The sequence below is a fragment of the Chroococcidiopsis sp. [FACHB-1243] genome (assembly GCF_014696895.1).
In the GTDB taxonomy this organism is placed as follows: Bacteria; Cyanobacteriota; Cyanobacteriia; order Cyanobacteriales; family Chroococcidiopsidaceae; genus Chroococcidiopsis.
Genome location: NZ_JACJQX010000003.1, coordinates 70,084 through 89,536, shown reverse-complemented (window position 1 = coordinate 89,536; position 19,453 = coordinate 70,084). Strand labels below are relative to the sequence as shown.

Sequence of the window (19,453 nt, the reverse complement as noted above, 5' to 3'; positions counted from 1 at the left end):
TCATTACCCATTACCAACTACCAATGACAAATGAAATTTTAAAACCTTCAAATCGCTGGATAGCTGGGATAATTCTGACGGTAACTGCTATCACAGGTGCAACTGGCTTTTATGTCGTTTCTCAATCTTCTCAGCCTTCTCCTCCTGTGGCGACAACTCCCCCAGTGACGCAAGTTACAGCTTTGGGACGACTGGAACCAGAAACAGAAGCAATTCGCTTATTTGCCCCATCTGCATTGGATGGCGATCGCGTAGACCAATTATTAGTTAAAGAAGGCGATCGCGTTAAAGCAGGACAAACTATTGCAATTTTAGATTCTCGCGATCGCTTGCAAAATGCTTTGGCACAAGCACGCGAACAAGTCAGAGTTGCCCAAGCTAAGTTGGCACAGGTGAGAACAGGGGCAAAAACCGGAGAAATTAAGGCGCAAGAAGCGACTATTACCCGGATACAAGCAGAAATTGCTGGAGAAACGTCAACTCAAAATGCTACTATTACTCGCTATCAAGCAGAAGTCAACAACGCCCTAGCAGAGTATAATCGTTTTTTACAATTATATCGTCAAGGTGCGATCTCTGCATCGAACATAGATAGCAGGCGATTAACCCTAGAAACCGCTCAAGCACAATTAAAGGAAGCGCTTTCGGGGAAAAACCGCACGGTGGAAACTTTACAGGCTCAACTACAAGAAGCCAAAGCTACCCTGAATCGGATTGCCGAGGTACGTCCGGTAGATGTGGATGCAGCCCAAACAGAAGTGGATACTGCGATCGCCGCAACGAAAACAGCCGAAACGCAGCTACAAGAAGCCTATATTCGCGCCCCTATGTCTGGGCAAATTCTCAAGATTCGCACGCGAGAAGGAGAAAAAATTAGCGATTCGGGCATTGTGGAAATGGGACAAACGGCTCAAATGGTTGCTGTCGCCGAAGTTTATCAGACTGATATCGGTAAAGTTAAGTTGGGACAGCCAGCCGTCATTACCAGTCAAGCAATTTCAGGACAGTTGCGCGGTAAGGTTTCCCAAATCGGTTTACAAGTCGATCGACAAAATGTGTTTAGCAACCAGCCTGGAGAAAATCTAGATCGGCGCATAGTAGAGGTTGAGATTCGCCTAACTCCAGAAGCTAGTCAACGGGTAGCTGGGTTGACAAATTTACAGGTAGAAACAGTAATTCAACTATAGATTTTACTTCAATGCATAACGCATGTTCGGTATAAAAAACCGAGGAAAAGTCAAAAATCGTAGGGGCGGATTTATCAGCCATATGTGTTTAAGTCAGAGACGTTTGGTGAACCCGCCCGTACAGGAGTCAGAAGTCGGAATTAATTAGTTACTGATAACGGATAACGGATAACCGAACGAATTGAATTGACTGCGATAAAGGTAAGGGCGGGTTTACCAAGAAAATCTGTTTTGAACTAAGCATGTCGATAAACCCGCCCCTACAAGTAATGAATGTACGCCATCAATTACCAATTACCAATTACCAATTACCAATTACTAACCAAAACTATGAAATGGCTGAAAAAAATTCCCCTCGCATGGCATCAATTAATGAAAGAAAAGACGCGGTTGCTAGTGGCGATCGCGGGAATTGGTTTTGCTGATATGCTGATCTTTATTCAACTGGGATTCAACGATTCTCTTTACGACAGTGCGACACAGACACATAGTTTGCTACAAGCAGATTTGGTGATGATTAATCGGCAATTTGAATCGCTGTCTACGCTACAAAGTTTTTCAAGAGAAAGATTGTATCAAACATTGGCATATAATGGCGTGTCTTCTGTTAGTTCAATTTATATTGGTGACGGTAAGTGGAAAAATCCTGTAACGCGGATTGATCGCACGATTTTAATTTGGGGTATCGATCCGAATGCGCCTAGCTTTGCCGTACCAGAAATTCAACAAAATGCGAAACGCTTACAACTTTTAAATACGGCTTTATTCGATCGTGCTTCTCGTCCCGAATATGGGGCGATCGCAGAGATAGTAGAAAAACAAGGTAGTGTGGAAGTCCAACTAAACAAGCAAAATATTCGCACAATTGGTTTGTTTAGAATTGGTGCATCTTTTGCTGCTGATGGAAATGTAATAGTCAGCAATTCGACTTTCCTAAAACTACTTCCCGATCGCCAATCGAATCAAATTGAAATTGGATTAATTCAACTCAAGCCAGGAGTAAATTCAGAAAGTGTTAAAGCACAATTAACAACAAACCTACCAAATGATGTTAGAGTTATGACACCAAAAGAGTTTGCAGAAGTAGAAAAATACTACTGGGAAAGCCAAGGTGCAATTGGATTTATCTTTGGACTGGGTGTAATTGTAGGAATTATTGTAGGCATTGTCATTGTTTACCAAATTCTCTACACCGATGTTGCCAATCACTTGCCAGAATACGCCACACTTAAGGCAATGGGATATAGCGATCGCTACTTATTAGGTGTTTTGATTCAGGAGTCACTGATATTAGCAATTTTGGGATATATTCCTGGTTTTCTGATTTCTTTAGGACTATATCAAATTGCCGCTGCTGCAATTTTAATGCCAATTGGAATGAATATAGAACGAGCAATCTTTGTATTAGCAATTACGTTTGTTATGTGTAGTGTATCTGGGGCGATCGCGATGCAAAAACTTCGTTCTGCCGATCCAGCAGATGTTTTCTAAATGCTGAACGAATATGACTATTGAAATTGTGACACAAATAATCCAGCTTATTGTCGCTCCTACTGTCATGGTGACAGCTTGCACGCTGATTCAAGGTGGTGCGCTAGGACGCTATGCAAACATTGGTTCTCGCATTCGGACGCTAACTCGCGAACGTGCAGAAGCTTTAGAATTCTCGATGTATGACAAGTTATCTGACGATGCTTTAGAAGAGGTTTTAGATATTGTCGATACACAACTTATATTACTCTGTCGTCGCCATCTATTATTACGAAATGCCATTCTGACAATATATCTTGCTATTCTTAGCTTTCTAGCTACGATGATAGCAATAGCGCTAGCAAGAATCTTGAGTATATCTACAATTACCGTAGTAGTCATTGGTTTATTTGTATCAGGAACAATATTGCTTTTTTTGGGCGTTATTTTACTTTACATAGAAATCCAAAACTCCGATCAAGCTATTAATTTTGAAGTCAAGCAAGTCATGTCACTTAAATCGCAATTAACTCGGTTTGATTCGCGTTAACACAAAAAGGATAAACCATGCAAGTGATATCGCATAACACATCAATAACAGAACTAAATATACCAGTCATCTCAATTCAAAACCTCAATCATTACTTTGGACATGGAGAGTTGAAAAAGCAAGTTTTATTTGATATTAATTTAGAGATTATGTCAGGAGAAATTATTATTATGACTGGTCCTTCTGGCTCAGGTAAAACAACATTATTAACCTTAATGGGAGGGTTGCGATCGGCTCAAGAGGGTAGTTTGAAAATACTTGAACAGGAAATTCGTGGGGCAAACAAGCAACTATTAACTCGGTTACGCTGCCAAATTGGATATATCTTTCAAGCACATAACTTGATGTCATTCTTAACTGCAAAACAAAATGTAAGAATGTCTTTAGAATTACACGATCGCTATCTTGCTGAAGATTTAAATGCTAAAGCCACAGCCATGCTAGAAAGCGTTGGCTTGGGAAATCGAGTCGATTATTATCCAGAAAACCTCTCAGGAGGACAAAAACAACGGGTGGCGATCGCCCGTGCGTTAGTCAGTCATCCTAAAATTGTTCTAGCAGACGAACCGACAGCCGCCCTTGATAAACAATCTGGGCGTGATGTGGTAGAGATTATGCAGCGTTTGGCAAAGGAACAGGGTTGCACCATCCTGCTTGTCACCCACGATAACCGCATTCTCGACATTGCCGATCGCATTGTTTACATGGAAGATGGTTGTTTAGCCAATAATCCGAATTCAGCTGTCTTGGGTGAGTAGATATATATGGAGTCACTACCCAGGAGAATCAAAAGTGGATCATTTATACGCTGCTAATATCTGCCAAACGCCTAAAGCTTGGGCAAATACTAAAACTTGGCAGGAGACTTGTAGCAAATCTAATGCAGACACGCAAACCAGTCACAACGATTTGCTGATTCCATCGGCAATTGTAGTATTACCAATATTTATGCTCGTATCAATACTCGTGACTAGAAAGTTACGCCGACACTATCATCTTCAGCAGCAGAGAAATAAAGCATTTGCCCGTTTGCAAAAAGTTGCACTGCTAGAGCGAATGTTATCTATTAAGGTTAAGTAGACAATGATATGTGTGATGAGCGTGACAAACTGACTAGACTCAGTAGCAAATACGTAGTATAAATAAAGCATTTGAATTAATTAATTTATCAAAGTCAAGTGCGATCGCGTCTACAGTTCGATATTTCTAAAACTCAATATTTCTACTAATAGCTTAGCCATGACCAGAAAAAGCGAAGATGAATATAAGCATCTGTTTGAAATGGGTCTTGTCTACGGAACTATTTTAGGATGTCTGGGTTTAATCGCGCTAATTATGTTCTCTGAACCAAGATTAATTATTTCATGTTTAATATTTCTAATTTGGATTCTAGTTTTCTCGTTAATTTAGCAATCTCTATTAGGGAGTCGGGAGTCGTAGGGGCGGGTGCGCGCAAATAGATTGACAGTCTCAACCGTAAATCTTCTTCCAAAACCCGCCCGTACAGGGAGTCGGGGAAGAGAGAGTCGCGGAACTGAGGAGCAACTACCAACTACCAATTACCAATTACTAACTACCAATTTCTTAGCAATCTTAAACCACTCAAAGTCACAATGACAGTCGATCCTTCATGACCGATGACACCAATTGGCATATTCATGTTGCCAGTAAAATTAGCAATGAGTAATAACACGATAAAGCTGAGAGCAAAGGTAATATTTTGTTTGATAATTCTTTGCGAACGACGACCTAAATGAATTGCTACTACTAACTTTTCTAAACGATCCGCCATCAAAACCAGATCGGCAGTTTCTAAAGCAACATCGCTACCAGTTACACCCATAGCAATCCCTACCGATGCTTGAGCTAAAGCTGGTGCGTCATTGATCCCGTCCCCTACCATAGCTACAGTTTGATATTGGCTCTGAAGCTGACGAATAACTTTGACTTTATCTTCAGGTAATAATTCAGCATAAACGCGATCGATCCCGACAGATTGGGCAATGCGATCGGCTGTACGCTGATTGTCGCCCGTTAAGACGATTGTTTCCTCAATTCCTAATTGTTTCAGATGCTTGATGACTTCCGCAGCTTTGGGGCGAAGGGCATCGGCTACAGCCACAATCCCGATGATTTCACTTTCTCGTGCTACCCAGATGACGGTTTTGCCTTCGGCTTCGAGGTGTTGGGATAGTTCGGGAGTTGTAGGGGCGGGTTTTGACCAAAAATCGCCAGATGGAATTGTCAAGCTATCTGCTAAACCCTCCCGTACAGAGGAATTGGGAGTCGGTAGGGGCGCACTGCTGTGCGCCCGTACAGAGGAGTTATTAGTTAATTCCAAATTTTGAATTTTGAATTTTGAATTTTGAATTAAAAAATCAGCTTTTCCTACTAGGACTTGCTGTTGACAGACTTCGCCAATAATTCCTTGTCCTGGGTGAGAATATACACCAACAGCAGGGACGAGCGCGATTTGTTTTTGTTGGGCAGCGGTGACGATCGCTTGTCCGATAGGATGTTCGGAATAAGCTTCTAAAGCAGCAGCAATTTGTAAAACTTCATCGATTGAATGCCCAGCAGTAGGGATAACTTCTGTGACTGCTAATTTACCTGTGGTGAGAGTTCCAGTTTTATCAAATGCGATCGCTCGCACTTTTCCCATCATTTCTAACTGCGCCCCACTTTTAAATAAAATTCCCTGTCTTGCACCGTTAGCAATTCCCGATAGCAATGTCGGCATAATTGCAGCCATCAACGCGCAAGGAGAGGCAACAACGAGAAAAATTAAGGCGCGATAAATTGTCGTTTCCCAATTCCAACCCCAAATAAAAGGAGGTAAAATTGCCAATAAAATCCCAGTAAGAACGATAACTTTGGCATAGCCGCGCTCAAAACGTTCGATAAACATTTGTGAAGGAGGCGCTTCTGTTTGGGCTTGTTTGACTAATTGAATGATGCGCTGAATCAGACTACTTTCTGGCGGCTGATGCACTTGCAGAATTAAAGCTCCGTTACCGTTTAAAGTTCCCGCAAAAACTTCATGCCCTACAGTCTTTTCTACTGGTAAAGACTCCCCTGTAATTGCTGCTTCGTTGAGAGTGCTGTAACCTGCTTGAATGATGCCATCGGTGGGAATGAGTTCCCCAGGTTTAACCAAAATGCGATCGCCAACTTGTAACCGCTCGACATCAACCAACTTTTCCTGTCCGCGATCCAGTACTCTAGCTGTATCGCTACTCAGACTCATCAAACTGCGAATATCTCGTTCCGTGCGCTGCATTGCATAGCCTTCCAGCGCCCCACTGATAGCAAAAATTAAAATTAGAACTGCCCCATCGACAATTAAGTAATATTCCCGCCGCCACACACCTAATCCCGCCGCCCCTAAAGCAGCGACAATCATCAGTAAGTCCACATCCAACTCTTTTTCTCGCCACAAAGTTGTCAGCCCCTCCTTCGCGCTCTCATACCCGCCAATAACGTATGCTGCTGGTAGTAACAACAATCCCAGCCCGAGCCAACCTAATTGGAGCGCTATCCAGCCCAAAAGTACCAATACAGCGCAAACAAAAGCGGCGATCGCATCTAGATGTTCTCGACTGAAAACTCGAAATAAAGTTTTCGATAAGGTTTTGAAACGGGTAATCGCGAAGTAAGTCATAGCAACTGCATATACACCCTCTCACCCTAAACCTTGACATCAATGTTAATGTCAAGTCATTAGTCATTAGTCATTAGTCATTAGTCATTGGTCACTGGTCACTGCTCAATCGCTCCCTGCTCCCTGATAACTAGTCACTAGTCACCGATTCCTTTATCCTTGAATAGGCGAATAGCAGATAGCCAAGTCTAAACATATGGTAGCGGTAGCAATTTTGGCAGCTGGGCGCGGTACGCGAATGAAATCGACGTTGCCCAAAGTTTTACATCAAATCGGAGGGCGATCGCTGATCGAACGAGCGATCCTGGGTAGTCTAGAAATCTCTCCCAAGCGAGTTTTGGTGATTGTGGGATATCAAGCTGAGCAAGTGAAGACAGCTCTTTTAGATCCCAACCGTTCGCTTGTCTCTAATTCCTTGCCAAAACTGGAGTTTGTCGAACAAACCGAGCAATTAGGCACGGGTCACGCAATTCAGCAAGTCCTACCACATTTAGAAGGCTTTCAAGGGGATTTATTGGTGTTGAATGGCGACGTTCCCCTGTTACGACCCCAAACTCTACAACGGCTGATTCAGACCCACAAACAGCACCAACATGCTGCTACCATTCTCACCGCTCAACTCTCCGATCCTCAAGGTTACGGAAGGGTATTTTGTAACGGTCAAAACATCGTTCAGCAAATTATTGAAGATCGCGATTGTAGCGCAGCTCAAAAGCAAAATCGTCGCGTTAATGCTGGGGTCTACTGTTTTCGCTGGCAAGATTTAGCAAAGGTACTACCGCAACTACAAGCCAACAACGACCAAAAAGAATACTATTTGACAGATGCCGTAAATTTGCTCCAACCCGCAATGGCAGTTGATATCGAAGACGAACAAGAAATCTTGGGAGTCAACGATCGCGAACAATTAGCAACTGCCTACGAGATTTTACAAAGACGCATCAAGTCCTATTGGATGGCAGCAGGAGTGACGCTAATCGATCCAGCTAGTGTCACAATTGACGACACGGTAAAGATTCAACCAGATGTTGTCATTGAGCCACAAACCCACCTACGGGGTCAAACCGCGATCGCCTCTGGTTGTCGAATTGGACCAGGCAGTCTCATAGAAAATAGTCGGATTGGCGAAAACGTCACGGCGATGTATTCTGTCGTCAGCAACAGCGTTGTTGGTGCTGAAACTCAAATCGGTCCCTACGCTCATCTACGAGGTCAGGTTGAAGTTGGTGCGGGTTGTCGGATTGGCAATTTTGTGGAATTGAAAAATACGAAATTAGGGGCAGAAACTAAAGCCGCCCATTTATCGTATCTAGGCGATGCCACAATTGGAGAAAACGTTAATATCGGTTGCGGTACGATTACAGCTAACTACGATGGCGTAAAAAAGCATCCCACTAAAATTGGCGATCGCAGTAAAACGGGTGCTGATAGCGTCCTCGTCGCTCCGATCGCGATCGGACAGGATGTCAACATTGCCGCAGGCTCGACGATTACCGAAGACGTACCCGACGATTGTTTGGTTATTGCCAGATCGCGTCAGGTCGTCAAACCTGGCTGGAGGTTGAAGTCGAAGGAATAGTTGGTTGTTAGTTGTTGGTTGCCATCAACCAACAACTAACAACTATCAACTATCATATACAACCAACCTGCGTCCCTACGGGCAATTCCAAAGTGTCAGCAATCTTGTTGCCGTCGTGGAAAGCAGCCAGAATCACATCGCTGGTTTTGCCCCAAGCGATTGCCCCAGAAGCATCAAGGGCGATCGCCCCTAAGTCTCGCTGGCGATCGCTAGCTTCAGTAAACGTGCGTTGCATCGCGTCTAACAAAGACATGCCATCCGTGACGCGGACGACGATCCGCGCTGCCAAACACTCATCGATGATGTCTTCGCCAATTCCCGTACAGCTTACAGCAGCGTGTGCTGTAGCATAATTTCCCGCAGGCATGGCAGAATCGCTGACACGTCCGATGCGTTCAAACCCTTTACCACCTGTAGATGTACCAGATGCTAGCTTTCCTTGGCTATCTAGCACGACTACGCCAATTGTTCCCCGTCTAGCACTCGTATCGACAACTGCGGTGTCTGCATCGTCTCCTACCCCGACTTCTGCCACTACCGCCGCCATCGTCTTTGTAAAATTTTCCTGCCTTTCTTGCAGCCATTCGTTGAGACGACGCTCTGTAATCGGATCGTAGCTAGGCAGTTGCAGTTCTCGCAATAGTTCTGCTGCCCCAAAGTCTGACAACACGCGATCGGGGGAGTTTTGTAAATATAATGCTAGTTCGATTGGATGCTGGACTCGCGAGACATTGATCGTACCGCTAAATCTTTGAGCAATACCATCCATCAGCGCCGCACTCATGCGAATTTGTCCGTCCGATTGCAGTACCGATCCCGTTCCAGCATTAAACAAGGGATCGTCTTCTAACATTTGACAACCGCGTACCACTGCCTCGCAAGCACTCTTTCCTTCTAGCAGTAAAGCATAAACATCTTCAATAACTGGGTAGAGCGATCGCCTCACTGCTTCCACTCCACCTTTGCCGTGTAGCGAACTGCCTGCACCACCATGAATAATGACTTTTGGTTGCACTTCTAACTCCATTTCGTCTCCGTGCTTAAAAGTACCACAAAGAGGTTAGAACAGCGACCGATAAGTCCTAGATGAAAGGAGGACACGAAGCAGTCAACCGTCAACTACACAACTACCAACTACCAATTACCGACTCTCCTGTACGGGCGGGTTTAGCAGATAGCTTGACCATTCCAGCCGACAATTTTTGGTCAAAACCCGCCCCTACAACTCTCGACTCTCCTGTACGGGCGGGTTTAGCAGATAGCTTGACCATTCCAGCCGACAATTTTTGGTCAAAACCCGCCCCTACAACTCCCAACTCTCCAACACCTCATTGGGACTGACTCTCTAGCTCTGCTTTCATCCGCTCCAAAGTATTATGCATTTGCTCGAACATTTGCTGCGGCGTGATCCCAAACTGATTGAGCTGAGTCTTAAGTTGTTCTACCGTCATTTGTGCCATGAAATCTTCTGAAAGTTCAAAGCGCTTCATAAAAATCCGATAGCGCTCCATCATGGCTTCCATTTGATCGATGTATAGCTTTTTTCCTTCGCGGTCAAATTTGCCGTAGCTGTTCCCCAGCTTGATCAGTGCTTGATAATCCTCAAACAGCTGTTTGGCTTCCTGTTGAACTATATCAGAATCAAAAAATCCCATAGCGCTTGTAATTATTTGAGTGAGGCACTCAGAGTTTTTATAGGTACGTCTAATATCATTCTAGTTTAGACGACAATTTAATACAGCAGTCATCGGTAAGTCGTAGGGGCGGGTTCACAAAAGAAATCTGACTCTGACAAATATTTCAGGTAAACCCGCCCGTACAGTCGTAAGTCGTAAGTCGGAATTAACCGATCGCCGATAACTGATAAGGGAGTAAACTACCCAGCGCTAAACCCTTCGGGTTACAGCGTGGGCTGTCCGCAGTCCTGAGTCATCTCTATCCAGAGAACAGAAAAGACCCGAGAACCTCCAGGGCGATTTACTACGCCCCCAAGTTTAGAAATTACAATACTCGCGTTATGGTCAGCATCGCACTTCCACCCACACTCACATTTAAAAGACTTGCCGTTCCTGTTTCCAATTCGGAGGCAGGACGCGCAAGATTTCGACGTGTAAGCGGGAGGAACAGTTATCAGCTTGATTCCAAGTTTCAAGCACTTGTAGGTCAGAAATACGCGCAACTGGTAGAAAGACTACCGTGCAACCAGATGTAATTTTAATGGATGAACCGTGTTCTGCTCTCGACCCATTATCAACTCAGCAAATTGAAGAATTGATGCATCAGCTCAAGGAACAATGCACAATTGTAATTGTGACTCACAATATGCAGCAAGCAGCAAGAATTTCTGAGATGACAGCATTTTTCAATGTTGAACTAGAAGTAGGAAATCGGATTGGCGAATTAGTTGAATATGATACAACCCCTGTAATTTTTAATCATCCAGCTCAGGAAGTAACCTATCAATATGTAACAGGACGTTTTGGATGAATTCTATTTTTTAAGATTGCTACATTTACATAGACAACAAGCAATCAAATTATAATTTGATACTTTTGCTGGGGGTAATTGCTTGGTTGCGTCATTAACTACAAATGGCAACAAAGCACTTGCACCAATGACTGTACTATCCCCAAGGCTAATAGATGTAAGTTGCAGAAGTCCTCTTAAACCAGGCACTAATACAGCCAACATCTGTAAAGCAAAAGTGCCTACCAAAGCCAGAGTTAAGTAATAATTAGTTGGTAGTTTTTCGCAGCTAAAAATACTGTGTTTGGGCGATTGGCAGTTGAAAGCGTAGAGTAACTCCGACATGGTTAAACTCATAAAAGCTATGGTGCTGGCTTGGGGACTCAAGCCATAACGCACGATGCCGTAGCCATAGGCAGCTAAAGAACTGGTGGAAATCGTAGCTGATTCAAAGATGATTCTGGCAAAGTCAGATTTTTTGATAATTTGCTCGTCCCGACTGCGCGGAGGTTGACTCAAAATATCTGGTTCTGGTGGTTCTAATGCTAAGGCAAGACCAGGAAAGATATCTGTGACTAAATTGACCCACAATAGCTGCATCGCATTCAGTGGTTGACCCATCCCAACTGTAGTAGCAATTAGCATCACCATAATTTCGCTTAAGTTGCTAGACAGCAGGAAATGAACGGATTTTCTAATGTTGTTATAAATTGTCCGTCCGTGACTGACGGCAACAATCATAGTTTCTGGGTTGTCATTTTCCAAGACAATATCTGCAACTTCACGGGCTGTATCTGTGCCTGTATGTCCCATTGCGATGCCAACATCGGCGGACTTTAAAGCAGGGGCATCATTAATCCCATCGCTCGTCATGGAAACGACTTGACCTACACTTTGTAAGGCTTGGACAATTTGTAACTTGTGGGCAGGACTAACCCTTGCAAAAACATTAACGCGATCGCATAATCCTTTCAAGATTTCCGGCTCAATGCGATCGAGGTGAGTAGAATCGAGAATTTCCAATTGTTCGCCCTGGCTGAGATGCAATTCCTTGCCGATGGCATAGGCTGTTGCACTTTGATCGCCCGTAATCATGACTGTATTAATTCCCGCCTGATGAAAAACTTGCATCAAATCTTGGACACCGTTTCCGATCGGATCTGCCATCCCAACTAAACCAAGCCAAATCAAGTTTTGATGGGGATTTATCTCTGCTGCGATGTCAATGCTATTCGTATAAGCTGCCCCCAAGACTCGCAAAGCTTTACCTGCCATCATTTCGTTGGCAATTTCAATCGCCGTTTTTTCTGCCTCCGTCAGTGGAACGATCTCGCCATTCTTCTCCTGCCAGTCGCACATTTTCAAAACTTCTGCTGGACTTCCCTTTACAGCAACGAGTTTTTGGTTGTCATGAGATAGATGCAACGTACTCATGAAATTATGGTTTTCGGAGCGATGAGTCGTTGCCAGTAATGGATGTTTTTCTTTGAGTTGACCAATATCTACACCAACACTAATCGCCATGTAAATTAAAGCATTTTCTGTTGCCGATCCTTTGAGAATATATTTGCCATCTTCCCCCGCACTAATTTCACTTTCATTGCAAAGAACTAAGATATGAATCAGCTTTAAGAGTTCGCTACAAATGTAGGGGTTGATGTTTTCTTTTTTGTTGATAAATTTGCCCTCAGAAGATATTTTCAGAGATTTGTTATTTGTATATACTTCTACGACTGACATCTTGTTTTCTGTAATTGTCCCAGTTTTATCGAGACAAATTGTTTGTACAGAACCCAGAGTTTCCACTGCATCCAGACGACGAATCAGGACGTTGTGCTTTCTCATGTTGGCTATACGCCAAAGTAGTAGTAGCAACCGTGGACAATCCTTCAGGGACAGCTGCAACTGCTAGAGATATGGATGTTTTCAACATCTGAAGTAAACTATATCCCCTTAACAGTCCGATACCAAACACACCGGCATAAATCGCCCCAGATACAAAGACGAGTTGATTGCCAGCTCGATCGAGTTGTTTCTGCATCGGGGTTTCTGGCATGACTGCTTGCGAAACAAGGGTTTGGATTTTGCCCATTTCTGTAAATTTGCCAGTGGCGACAACCACAGCCAAACCTTGTCCACCCGTGACTAATGTTCCCATGTAAACCATATTGAGGCGATCGCCAAGCGGAACGTCTTGTACTGTTAGGGCTTCAGTAATTTTGGTAACTGGCAAGCTTTCACCCGTGAGTGCAGCTTCATCTACACTAAGATGATTCGCCTCAATCAATCTGGCATCGGCGGGTACGTAACTGCCTGGTTTAAGAACTAAAATATCTCCCACCACAACCTCAGAGGCACTAATTTCTGGTAAATTCCCATCTCTAATGACTGATGCTGAGGGTTTGACTAAGGTTTTGAGGGAGTTAATAATTTTTTCAGATTGGCTTTCTGTGGTGTAACCGATCGCCGCATTGATTGAGACAACGCCCATAATGACTAAAGCATCGATCGATCCCCCAGTCGCGACAGATAGCCCAGCTGCAACTGTTAAAAGTGCTACTGGTAGAGTTGTAAATTGTTCGACAAACATACTCAGCTTGGAACGTCTGCTAGTCTGTGGGAGAACATTTGCGCCATAGAGTTGCAGGTTTTTTTCGGCAGTTGTACGAGATAAACCCGCTACAGCCGAGGTATTAAACTCCGAAGTTACCGCATTTGTCTCTAAAAGATACCAAGGTAAACTTTTTTGTTCTCGATCTGAAGTTTTCAGCTGCTGTAGTTTTCTTTTGTTGATCGATGGATTCGTGACTTTTTCTAACACTGAACCTGCACGCACCGTTATTACAGGTGGTTTTTTGCTCTGTTTTCTGTACTCTATGACAATTTTTTCGATCGGTAAAGCGATCGCGTTCGGACTAAAACTTGGCTGAAAAATCACCAGCACATTTCCCGTGTCAGGATTAGCACGAACTTGCTGTATTCCCTTGTGAGTTAACAATTCAAATTCTAGGTATTTTTTGAGATATTCTGAATGTTTCAATCTCTGCACTTTATATCTCGCTCGTCCTTTGACAGCAGTATGAATCGCTTGAACCAAAGGAGGAGAGTTAAAGTTTTTACTAAAATCACCGTTCATTTTTTACTTAGCTATTTTTTGACTCTAAGTAATACTTCAAGGCTAATTATAGAAAAATATGTTGAGGAAATTGTGAGGGCTAGATCGGCTGTTACACACCTAGTTTGTATGTTGTTAATTCACGGGATGATTTTGCTCAATTTGAAATTAACGATCGCCAATTCATTCCATATTTATGCAAAACTATGAATTTAATTAGTGCTATTGCTCAATCTTTGTCCACAGCGATCGCTTTCAGTTTCAATCAGAAAATTCTCAAAGGCGATCTGACAGCTTTCATCTTCTGGACAAGCACACACTAATCCCACCTGTAACGATTCCTTGGTGGATAAATATGCCGTATTCAGTAAAGTATAATTTTCACCGTTGAACGAATATTGTACTTCTATAGTGGCATCTTGTCGCTGCAATCGTAGCCACAAGCAAGCAGAACTTTCTTTATGCAAAACCGCTGCAATTAAAAATAGATAATAGTGTGGTAGGCATCGATCCTGATTTAAAACAAATAGCACTTGCGAAAGTCCTAGCAGATTTTACGGCACGGGTCGAGTTAGTATTACCTGAAAGATGCAGAGAAACGAGAGCCAAATTCAATATTTATCGGCTTCTCATCTTGCCCTTCAAGTTTAAAGCTCAGGTACTTGTAAGTCTCTACGATTACCAGCATAGTACCTATAAATCACTTCTGGCGAATTACCAACCCATTTGGCAACATCTTTACAGTCAATACCTGATTCCAAGCAAAGCGTGATAAACGTATGCCTGCACTGATAAGGTCTCCGATATTCGTCAATTTTTCCTTCTCTAACAAGTCGTGTAACAATGCCTTCGATCATTTTTCCATGACGATTTTTGTAACCTTTCCAAGCATGGCGACAAAAATCACCAAAGTCAATCATACCTCCTTTTTTGCCAAGAAAAATAAAGTCGTTTTTTTGATAGTTCTCATTTCTAATTGACTGAAGAATTGCTTGCAGTTGAGGATTGACCGGAAATTTACGTTGGTCTTGAGTTTTTAAGCCTTCCTTGAGGGCGAGACCTTTCGGGCTAATAGTAATGGCTTGCTCAAAGGTAATAAATTTTTCTCCAATATGCTTCCACTGTAGTGCTATGGCTTCACTAGGTCTGCATCCCGTATAGAAAAGAAACTTAACCAATGGGGTATAGAAAGAGTAATACCTGTCTTCTTCAAATGCTTGAATAATTGTGTCCCTTTCTTGTTTTGTAAATGGATGGATGTCATATTTTTCCCTCTTCTCAGCTTTGGGAAGTTTGATCCCTGCTGCCATTTGAGCAAATGGGTTAGTATCTATCAATCTCGATTCCTTTGCCCAGTTGCAGCAGGCAGATAGATTGGTTAGTACGCGCTTAGCTGCATTTGGCGATAAGTGTGACACTAAATAATCCCTAATTGCGATCGCCTCCTCTAATGACTTGGTAGGTAGGCTAGCAATATGATTGCGGTACTTCCGGTAGTCAACCGCAATTGTTGACTGGCTAACTTGAGGGCGTTTGTACTCGGTGTAGCGATCCCAAAGCTCGGTCAGCGTTAACTTTGAAGACTCTACTGGTTTACTTGATAGTGTAAATGGTGTAACCGTACTAAGTGCTGTTTGCGGCTTGTACTTTACCAACGTCGGATCGAACCTGTCAAAAGCAATGTCGGACTCGATTAGTTTAGCTTTAGCCTCTGCTGCTTTGCGATTAACCTTATTATCTGGCAGTCCTAGTGAAAGATAGTGTCGCTTGCCAGCGTAGTAAAACCTGAGTTGCAAGCGACCATTAGAAATTAAAACAGATACAGAACCTTTGCTATTTCTAGCTTTCCCAGTTTGAGCTTGCATTGAAATAATTAGGTAACTTAATGGTGTAAATACCTTTACTATACTAAAAATTTACACCAAACTTACACCATATATTGCTCTCAATTGCACCAAAACTATCTCAACCTACCCCTTACAAATACTCAGGAGTAACCTGGAAACCCTTGTTATTAAACTAATTTTCTAGAGGCGACACCCGGATTTGAACCGGGGGATAAAGGTTTTGCAGACCTCTGCCTTACCACTTGGCTATGTCGCCGACATCTTGACAGGCATTATATTATATCACTTTTTAGAACTTTGGATCTACTGGCGGTTTGGTATTGTGCCAGAAAGTGACGAGATCTCAGTCGGGCAAGCAAGAGCCGCCGCATCAACCTCGTCCTACCTTACCGTAAGGCTCGATCCTTACGCAACTTTTGACGCAATTTTGAATTTAGGCAATTTTTACCTCATCAGCATAGCTGTGCCAGCGAACAAAGTAAAATGGTCCCGCCACTGAACCCCATACGTGTTCGTCAGTTTCGGGGTCGCGTCCGCGATCGCGACTGACAAATTTATCGCCATCAATTTCAAATTCGCTGTCGAGATAGGTAGTTTTACCTTTACGCACGACCATACAGCACTTACCTGGTTCAACTGTACCTTTGAAGCCATTGTCTACCCATTGGACAATCATGTTACATCCTGGTAGCTTTTCCAGGCGATCGCTTGATAATGCTTGCAGACGTTTGAGATCGCGGGATGCACCGTGAAATTCTTCTTCTTGCTTAATGGTGTAATTTTCAATTTCAATGCGATCGCCTGCCTGCAATAACTTTAATACTCGTACCCGATATGGGTTGCCGAGCATGTAATCATAGGCTTGTTCTACGTAAAAGCTAACCCCAGATAATAGATTCAGGGGAAGAGGACGCATACAAACGCGAATATGGGCAAAAAAAGGAGGATTTTCAAAAGCTTGCGCTTGATTGCTAAAATCAGCTGCCATCCAGCGAGCTAGTGTCTTAATATCCGTAGAATGGGTCATTAGTAGAAATTACTCGAAAGCCAACGACTTACTATTGCCAGTATTTTAAAACTTCCTATGTCTCAAAAGTTAAAAGTCAGAAGTCAAAAGTCAAAACAAGAGCCAGAAAAGAGAGTGGTGCGTGGTGCGTGGTGCGTGATGCGTGGTATTTTTTCTCCCTCAGCTTCCTCAGCTTCCTCAGCTCCCTCAGCTCTCTTCTCCCCCCTACTCCCTATTCTTTGCATTCTCTGGTTGTGCAGTAGCGTCCCTAGTTTGGCGCAGAATCGTCAACCAGAACCAGAGCAACAAGAGCAAGAATTCTATAATCCTCTAGAGATTACGACCCCAGATCCGCTACTACCTCAACTTATCCGTCCCCTATCGACTCCAGAAAAGCTAAGACTCAGAGCAGCATTGGATAAATTAAACCAGCAAGCGACTGCCAGTTTCGCCGCAGGAAATACGGAAAAAGCATTTGCGATTTGGAGTCGAGAGCTTAGGCTGAGAAGATTTTTGGGGATTACGGCAGAAATTCCGGCTTTGGGGAGAGTAGGAGAGATTGCTTGGCAAGAAAACCGCCGTTTAGAGTTGAATGCAATTACGCGGAGATTGCAGGAAATTGGGCAGCAAATTCAAGTTTTACCACCAGATAAACAGAAAAAGGAAGATCGGCAGCAATCTCAAGTCTTCATTTCACCTAACTTAGAAGTATTGAATAGTTTAGGGATAGCGTTCCAACAGGTGCGCGAACCAAAAAGCGCGATCGCGGTTTATGAGAGGATTTTGGCTACTCATCGTCAACAGAAAGATGCCGTTGCAGTAGAAACTACTCTAAGAACGATCGCCGAATTACATCTGAGCTGGTTTAACTACCCTCCAGCCGCAGCTGCATACGAACAACTATTACAAAATGCCACCCAGCGGGGCGATCGCCTAGAGGTAATTAATTACTTACAACAGTTGAATTATATCTACGAACAAGCTAGACAATACCAGCAAGCACTAGCAGTTCAAAAAAGGTTAGGAGCGCTCTACCAGGAACAACAACAAAACGATTTATTACCTGCTTTACAGTTAGATATTGGTGCAAATTATGAAGCAATCGGGCAGTTGAAACAAGCTTTTACTACTTATCAACAAGCTTATACTACTGCCTGGAAATTGCAACAATATGCCCAAGCTAGCGATGCACTACGTCAAATGGTTCGACTTTATCGCTCTCAACAACAAATTGATGCTGCTTTGCAAACTAGTCAGATTCTTTTAGAAAGCGATCGCCTTGCTGCTAATTTTTATGGCATGATGAATACTTACGACCAAATTGGGCAAATTAATCTCGCTCGCGGTAATTATGAGCGAGCTTTAACTGCATTTCAACAAGGTTTAGAACTGGCACAACAGTTGAAATATCAACAAGATTACTTTACCCAACAGATTCAACAAATTAATCGACAACGGACTAATTAAAGTTTTACAAAGTAGGATTTTGGATCGCGCAAAGACGAGCCAGTGCGTTGCGGGGGTTTCCCCCGTTGTAGCAACTGGCGTGCAAAGACGCAAAGCGGCTTCTTGAAGAGTAGGCGCAAAGAAGATCGCGCTGGGATATTCTGTTTGCGATCGCAACTTGGTGTGATGATATTGTCATGGCTAAGACTTAATACTTGAATGAATTTTATTTCTGGAATAAATCTATTTTTTTGGCAATGATTCTATCCAGCCATCGAGCGGGTAAAATATTAGGAATTATCCAATCTAGTAAAAGATTAGGGACGATCGCATATTTAGTTTTCGGTTTGGGAGTTTCAAAAACTTTGCGAATAAATTTACCAAAGACCTCTGGAGGATAACCTTTTTTACCTTGTTGGACGAAATGCTTTTGAAAAGTCGTTACTGATTCCGCATAGTCAGTCGTCAGATATTTGCTAATATCTTGGGCTGATTCTTTATCCCAAATTGCTGTGCTAACTGCTCCAGGCGCAATAATAATTACGTCTATACCATATAATTGTAATTCTCGGCGTAAGCTATGGGAAATTCCTTCAAAGGCGTGTTTGCTCCCAACATATGCACCAAGAAAAGGAACGGCTAATTTTCCCAACACAGAACTGATGTTAATAATTCTACCAGGTTGGTGTTTATAACCGTTATTTTCTCTTGCTCTCAATAAAGGTAAAAAGGCTTGAGTCACGCCAATTTGCCCGACAACATTAACTTCAAGCTGCAACCGAATTTCTTCGAGTGGTTGATGCATTAAAGAACCACTCGTAGCCATTCCCGCATTATTAATTAATCCATTCAAATTGCGATCGCCAAGAATTTTTTCTACTTGGCAAGCCGTAGATCGTACAGCGTCTATATCAGTAATATCAAAAATCAGCGGCGTGAAATTATCCCCTAAGTCAGCTTTTAACCTTGTAGCATCGGCTTCTCGTCGCACGCTACCAAATACGTGATAGCCATGAGTCACAAATTCTTTTGCTGCACCAAACCCAATCCCTGTAGAAACTCCTGTAATGACGATAGATTTCATTTATGCTTCCGAATCAGCAGGCGATCGCTTCCAGTATAAAAC

17 protein-coding genes, 1 tRNA gene and 2 pseudogenes are annotated in these 19,453 nt (G+C 43.0%); 10 read left to right on the top strand and 10 right to left on the bottom strand.

Translation table 11 applies throughout. From position 1 onward, the window contains the following. Positions 1-23: 23 nt before the first annotated feature. The 6 genes from H6G17_RS03050 (at position 24) to H6G17_RS03030 (ending at position 4,287) form a co-directional block, all read left to right on the top strand. Complete coding sequence (locus tag H6G17_RS03050; RefSeq protein WP_192154029.1) at positions 24-1,187, top strand: ABC exporter membrane fusion protein; 1,164 nt, start codon at positions 24-26, stop codon at positions 1,185-1,187. 22 nt (positions 1,188-1,209) lie between these two features. Beyond that, complete coding sequence (locus tag H6G17_RS33860; RefSeq protein WP_277875918.1) at positions 1,210-1,335, top strand: hypothetical protein; 126 nt, start codon at positions 1,210-1,212, stop codon at positions 1,333-1,335. 182 nt (positions 1,336-1,517) lie between these two features. Then, complete coding sequence (gene devC / locus H6G17_RS03045; RefSeq protein WP_192154294.1) at positions 1,518-2,678, top strand: ABC transporter permease DevC; 1,161 nt, start codon at positions 1,518-1,520, stop codon at positions 2,676-2,678. Positions 2,679-2,691: 13 nt separating this feature from the next. Then, positions 2,692-3,207, top strand: a complete 516-nt coding sequence (locus tag H6G17_RS03040) for a DUF2721 domain-containing protein (RefSeq protein WP_192154027.1) — start codon at positions 2,692-2,694, stop codon at positions 3,205-3,207. 17 nt (positions 3,208-3,224) lie between these two features. Further along, positions 3,225-3,965: a DevA family ABC transporter ATP-binding protein gene (locus tag H6G17_RS03035; RefSeq protein ID WP_192154024.1), complete on the top strand. Its 741-nt coding sequence runs from the start codon at positions 3,225-3,227 to the stop codon at positions 3,963-3,965. A gap of 34 nt (positions 3,966-3,999) precedes the next feature. Further along, entirely contained in the window at positions 4,000-4,287 is a 288-nt protein-coding gene (locus tag H6G17_RS03030; protein WP_192154022.1) for a hypothetical protein, read from the top strand. A gap of 493 nt (positions 4,288-4,780) precedes the next feature. On the opposite strand, the gene H6G17_RS03025 is transcribed toward H6G17_RS03030, so the two are convergent. Then, the gene (locus H6G17_RS03025) at positions 4,781-6,868 is read right to left on the bottom strand and encodes a heavy metal translocating P-type ATPase (RefSeq protein ID WP_192154020.1); all 2,088 of its coding nucleotides are present in this window, start codon (positions 6,866-6,868) and stop codon (positions 4,781-4,783) included. A gap of 196 nt (positions 6,869-7,064) precedes the next feature. Here H6G17_RS03025 and glmU point away from each other — a divergent pair, with 196 nt between their 5' ends. Continuing rightward, positions 7,065-8,447 (top strand): bifunctional UDP-N-acetylglucosamine diphosphorylase/glucosamine-1-phosphate N-acetyltransferase GlmU, encoded by a 1,383-nt coding sequence (gene glmU / locus H6G17_RS03020; RefSeq protein WP_192154018.1) that lies wholly within the window; start codon positions 7,065-7,067, stop codon positions 8,445-8,447. A gap of 52 nt (positions 8,448-8,499) precedes the next feature. Here the strand turns inward: glmU and H6G17_RS03015 are convergent, their stop codons facing one another. Further along, positions 8,500-9,474: an isoaspartyl peptidase/L-asparaginase gene (locus tag H6G17_RS03015; RefSeq protein ID WP_192154016.1), complete on the bottom strand. Its 975-nt coding sequence runs from the start codon at positions 9,472-9,474 to the stop codon at positions 8,500-8,502. 59 nt (positions 9,475-9,533) lie between these two features. On the opposite strand from H6G17_RS03015, the gene H6G17_RS03010 reads away from it, so the two are divergent. Then, the gene (locus tag H6G17_RS03010; protein WP_192154014.1) at positions 9,534-9,788 is read left to right on the top strand and encodes a hypothetical protein; all 255 of its coding nucleotides are present in this window, start codon (positions 9,534-9,536) and stop codon (positions 9,786-9,788) included. Here H6G17_RS03010 and H6G17_RS03005 read toward each other — a convergent pair. Then, a complete protein-coding gene (locus H6G17_RS03005) occupies positions 9,776-10,102 on the bottom strand; it encodes a DUF1825 family protein (protein ID WP_192154012.1) in 327 nt (108 codons plus the stop codon). The two genes, H6G17_RS03010 and H6G17_RS03005, sit on opposite strands and share 13 nt — an antisense overlap. Before the next feature lie 245 nt (positions 10,103-10,347). Further along, entirely contained in the window at positions 10,348-10,599 is a 252-nt protein-coding gene (locus tag H6G17_RS34495) for a zinc ribbon domain-containing protein (protein WP_192154010.1), read from the bottom strand. 44 nt (positions 10,600-10,643) lie between these two features. Between H6G17_RS34495 and H6G17_RS02995 the strand changes: the two are divergent. After that, a pseudogene (locus tag H6G17_RS02995) lies at positions 10,644-10,934 on the top strand (phosphate ABC transporter ATP-binding protein); the annotation flags it as partial. Positions 10,935-10,937: 3 nt separating this feature from the next. On the opposite strand, the pseudogene H6G17_RS34490 reads toward H6G17_RS02995, so the two are convergent. The 5 genes and pseudogenes from H6G17_RS34490 to H6G17_RS02970 form a co-directional block, all read right to left on the bottom strand. Continuing rightward, positions 10,938-14,049 (bottom strand): annotated as a pseudogene (locus tag H6G17_RS34490) (HAD-IC family P-type ATPase). Between the two features lie 191 nt (positions 14,050-14,240). After that, positions 14,241-14,495, bottom strand: coding sequence for a DUF1349 domain-containing protein (locus H6G17_RS02985; RefSeq protein ID WP_199316422.1), 255 nt, complete (start codon positions 14,493-14,495; stop codon positions 14,241-14,243). A 180-nt stretch (positions 14,496-14,675) separates the two neighbouring features. Continuing rightward, positions 14,676-15,893 (bottom strand): site-specific integrase, encoded by a 1,218-nt coding sequence (locus tag H6G17_RS02980; protein WP_192154009.1) that lies wholly within the window; start codon positions 15,891-15,893, stop codon positions 14,676-14,678. A 166-nt stretch (positions 15,894-16,059) separates the two neighbouring features. Next, positions 16,060-16,131 (bottom strand) — tRNA-Cys (locus H6G17_RS02975). Positions 16,132-16,308: 177 nt separating this feature from the next. After that, positions 16,309-16,902 carry a chromophore lyase CpcT/CpeT gene (locus H6G17_RS02970; RefSeq protein WP_192154007.1) on the bottom strand — a complete coding sequence of 198 codons (594 nt, stop codon included), beginning with the start codon at positions 16,900-16,902 and terminating at the stop codon, positions 16,309-16,311. Positions 16,903-16,959: 57 nt separating this feature from the next. Between H6G17_RS02970 and H6G17_RS02965 the strand changes: the two genes are divergently transcribed. Further along, positions 16,960-18,348, top strand: a complete 1,389-nt coding sequence (locus H6G17_RS02965) for a hypothetical protein (protein ID WP_192154005.1) — start codon at positions 16,960-16,962, stop codon at positions 18,346-18,348. A gap of 205 nt (positions 18,349-18,553) precedes the next feature. Here H6G17_RS02965 and H6G17_RS02960 read toward each other — a convergent pair whose 3' ends face one another. Continuing rightward, positions 18,554-19,411, bottom strand: coding sequence for an SDR family oxidoreductase (locus H6G17_RS02960; protein WP_192154003.1), 858 nt, complete (start codon positions 19,409-19,411; stop codon positions 18,554-18,556). Positions 19,412-19,453 lie beyond the last annotated feature (42 nt).

Bases quoted from the DNA above. Each gene is read 5' to 3' on its own strand.
- H6G17_RS03040 (WP_192154027.1), top strand. From the start codon at position 2,692: ATGACTATTGAAATTGTGACACAAATAATCCAGCTTATTGTCGCTCCT.
- H6G17_RS02970 (WP_192154007.1), bottom strand. From the start codon at position 16,902: ATGACCCATTCTACGGATATTAAGACACTAGCTCGCTGGATGGCAGCT.
- H6G17_RS02960 (WP_192154003.1), bottom strand. From the start codon at position 19,411: ATGAAATCTATCGTCATTACAGGAGTTTCTACAGGGATTGGGTTTGGT.
- H6G17_RS03015 (WP_192154016.1), bottom strand. From the start codon at position 9,474: ATGGAGTTAGAAGTGCAACCAAAAGTCATTATTCATGGTGGTGCAGGC.
- devC (WP_192154294.1), top strand. From the start codon at position 1,518: ATGAAATGGCTGAAAAAAATTCCCCTCGCATGGCATCAATTAATGAAA.
- H6G17_RS02965 (WP_192154005.1), top strand. From the start codon at position 16,960: ATGTCTCAAAAGTTAAAAGTCAGAAGTCAAAAGTCAAAACAAGAGCCA.
- H6G17_RS33860 (WP_277875918.1), top strand. From the start codon at position 1,210: ATGTTCGGTATAAAAAACCGAGGAAAAGTCAAAAATCGTAGGGGCGGA.
- H6G17_RS03035 (WP_192154024.1), top strand. From the start codon at position 3,225: ATGCAAGTGATATCGCATAACACATCAATAACAGAACTAAATATACCA.
- glmU (WP_192154018.1), top strand. From the start codon at position 7,065: ATGGTAGCGGTAGCAATTTTGGCAGCTGGGCGCGGTACGCGAATGAAA.
- H6G17_RS02980 (WP_192154009.1), bottom strand. From the start codon at position 15,893: ATGCAAGCTCAAACTGGGAAAGCTAGAAATAGCAAAGGTTCTGTATCT.
- H6G17_RS03050 (WP_192154029.1), top strand. From the start codon at position 24: ATGACAAATGAAATTTTAAAACCTTCAAATCGCTGGATAGCTGGGATA.
- H6G17_RS03025 (WP_192154020.1), bottom strand. From the start codon at position 6,868: ATGACTTACTTCGCGATTACCCGTTTCAAAACCTTATCGAAAACTTTA.
- H6G17_RS03010 (WP_192154014.1), top strand. From the start codon at position 9,534: ATGAAAGGAGGACACGAAGCAGTCAACCGTCAACTACACAACTACCAA.
- H6G17_RS03005 (WP_192154012.1), bottom strand. From the start codon at position 10,102: ATGGGATTTTTTGATTCTGATATAGTTCAACAGGAAGCCAAACAGCTG.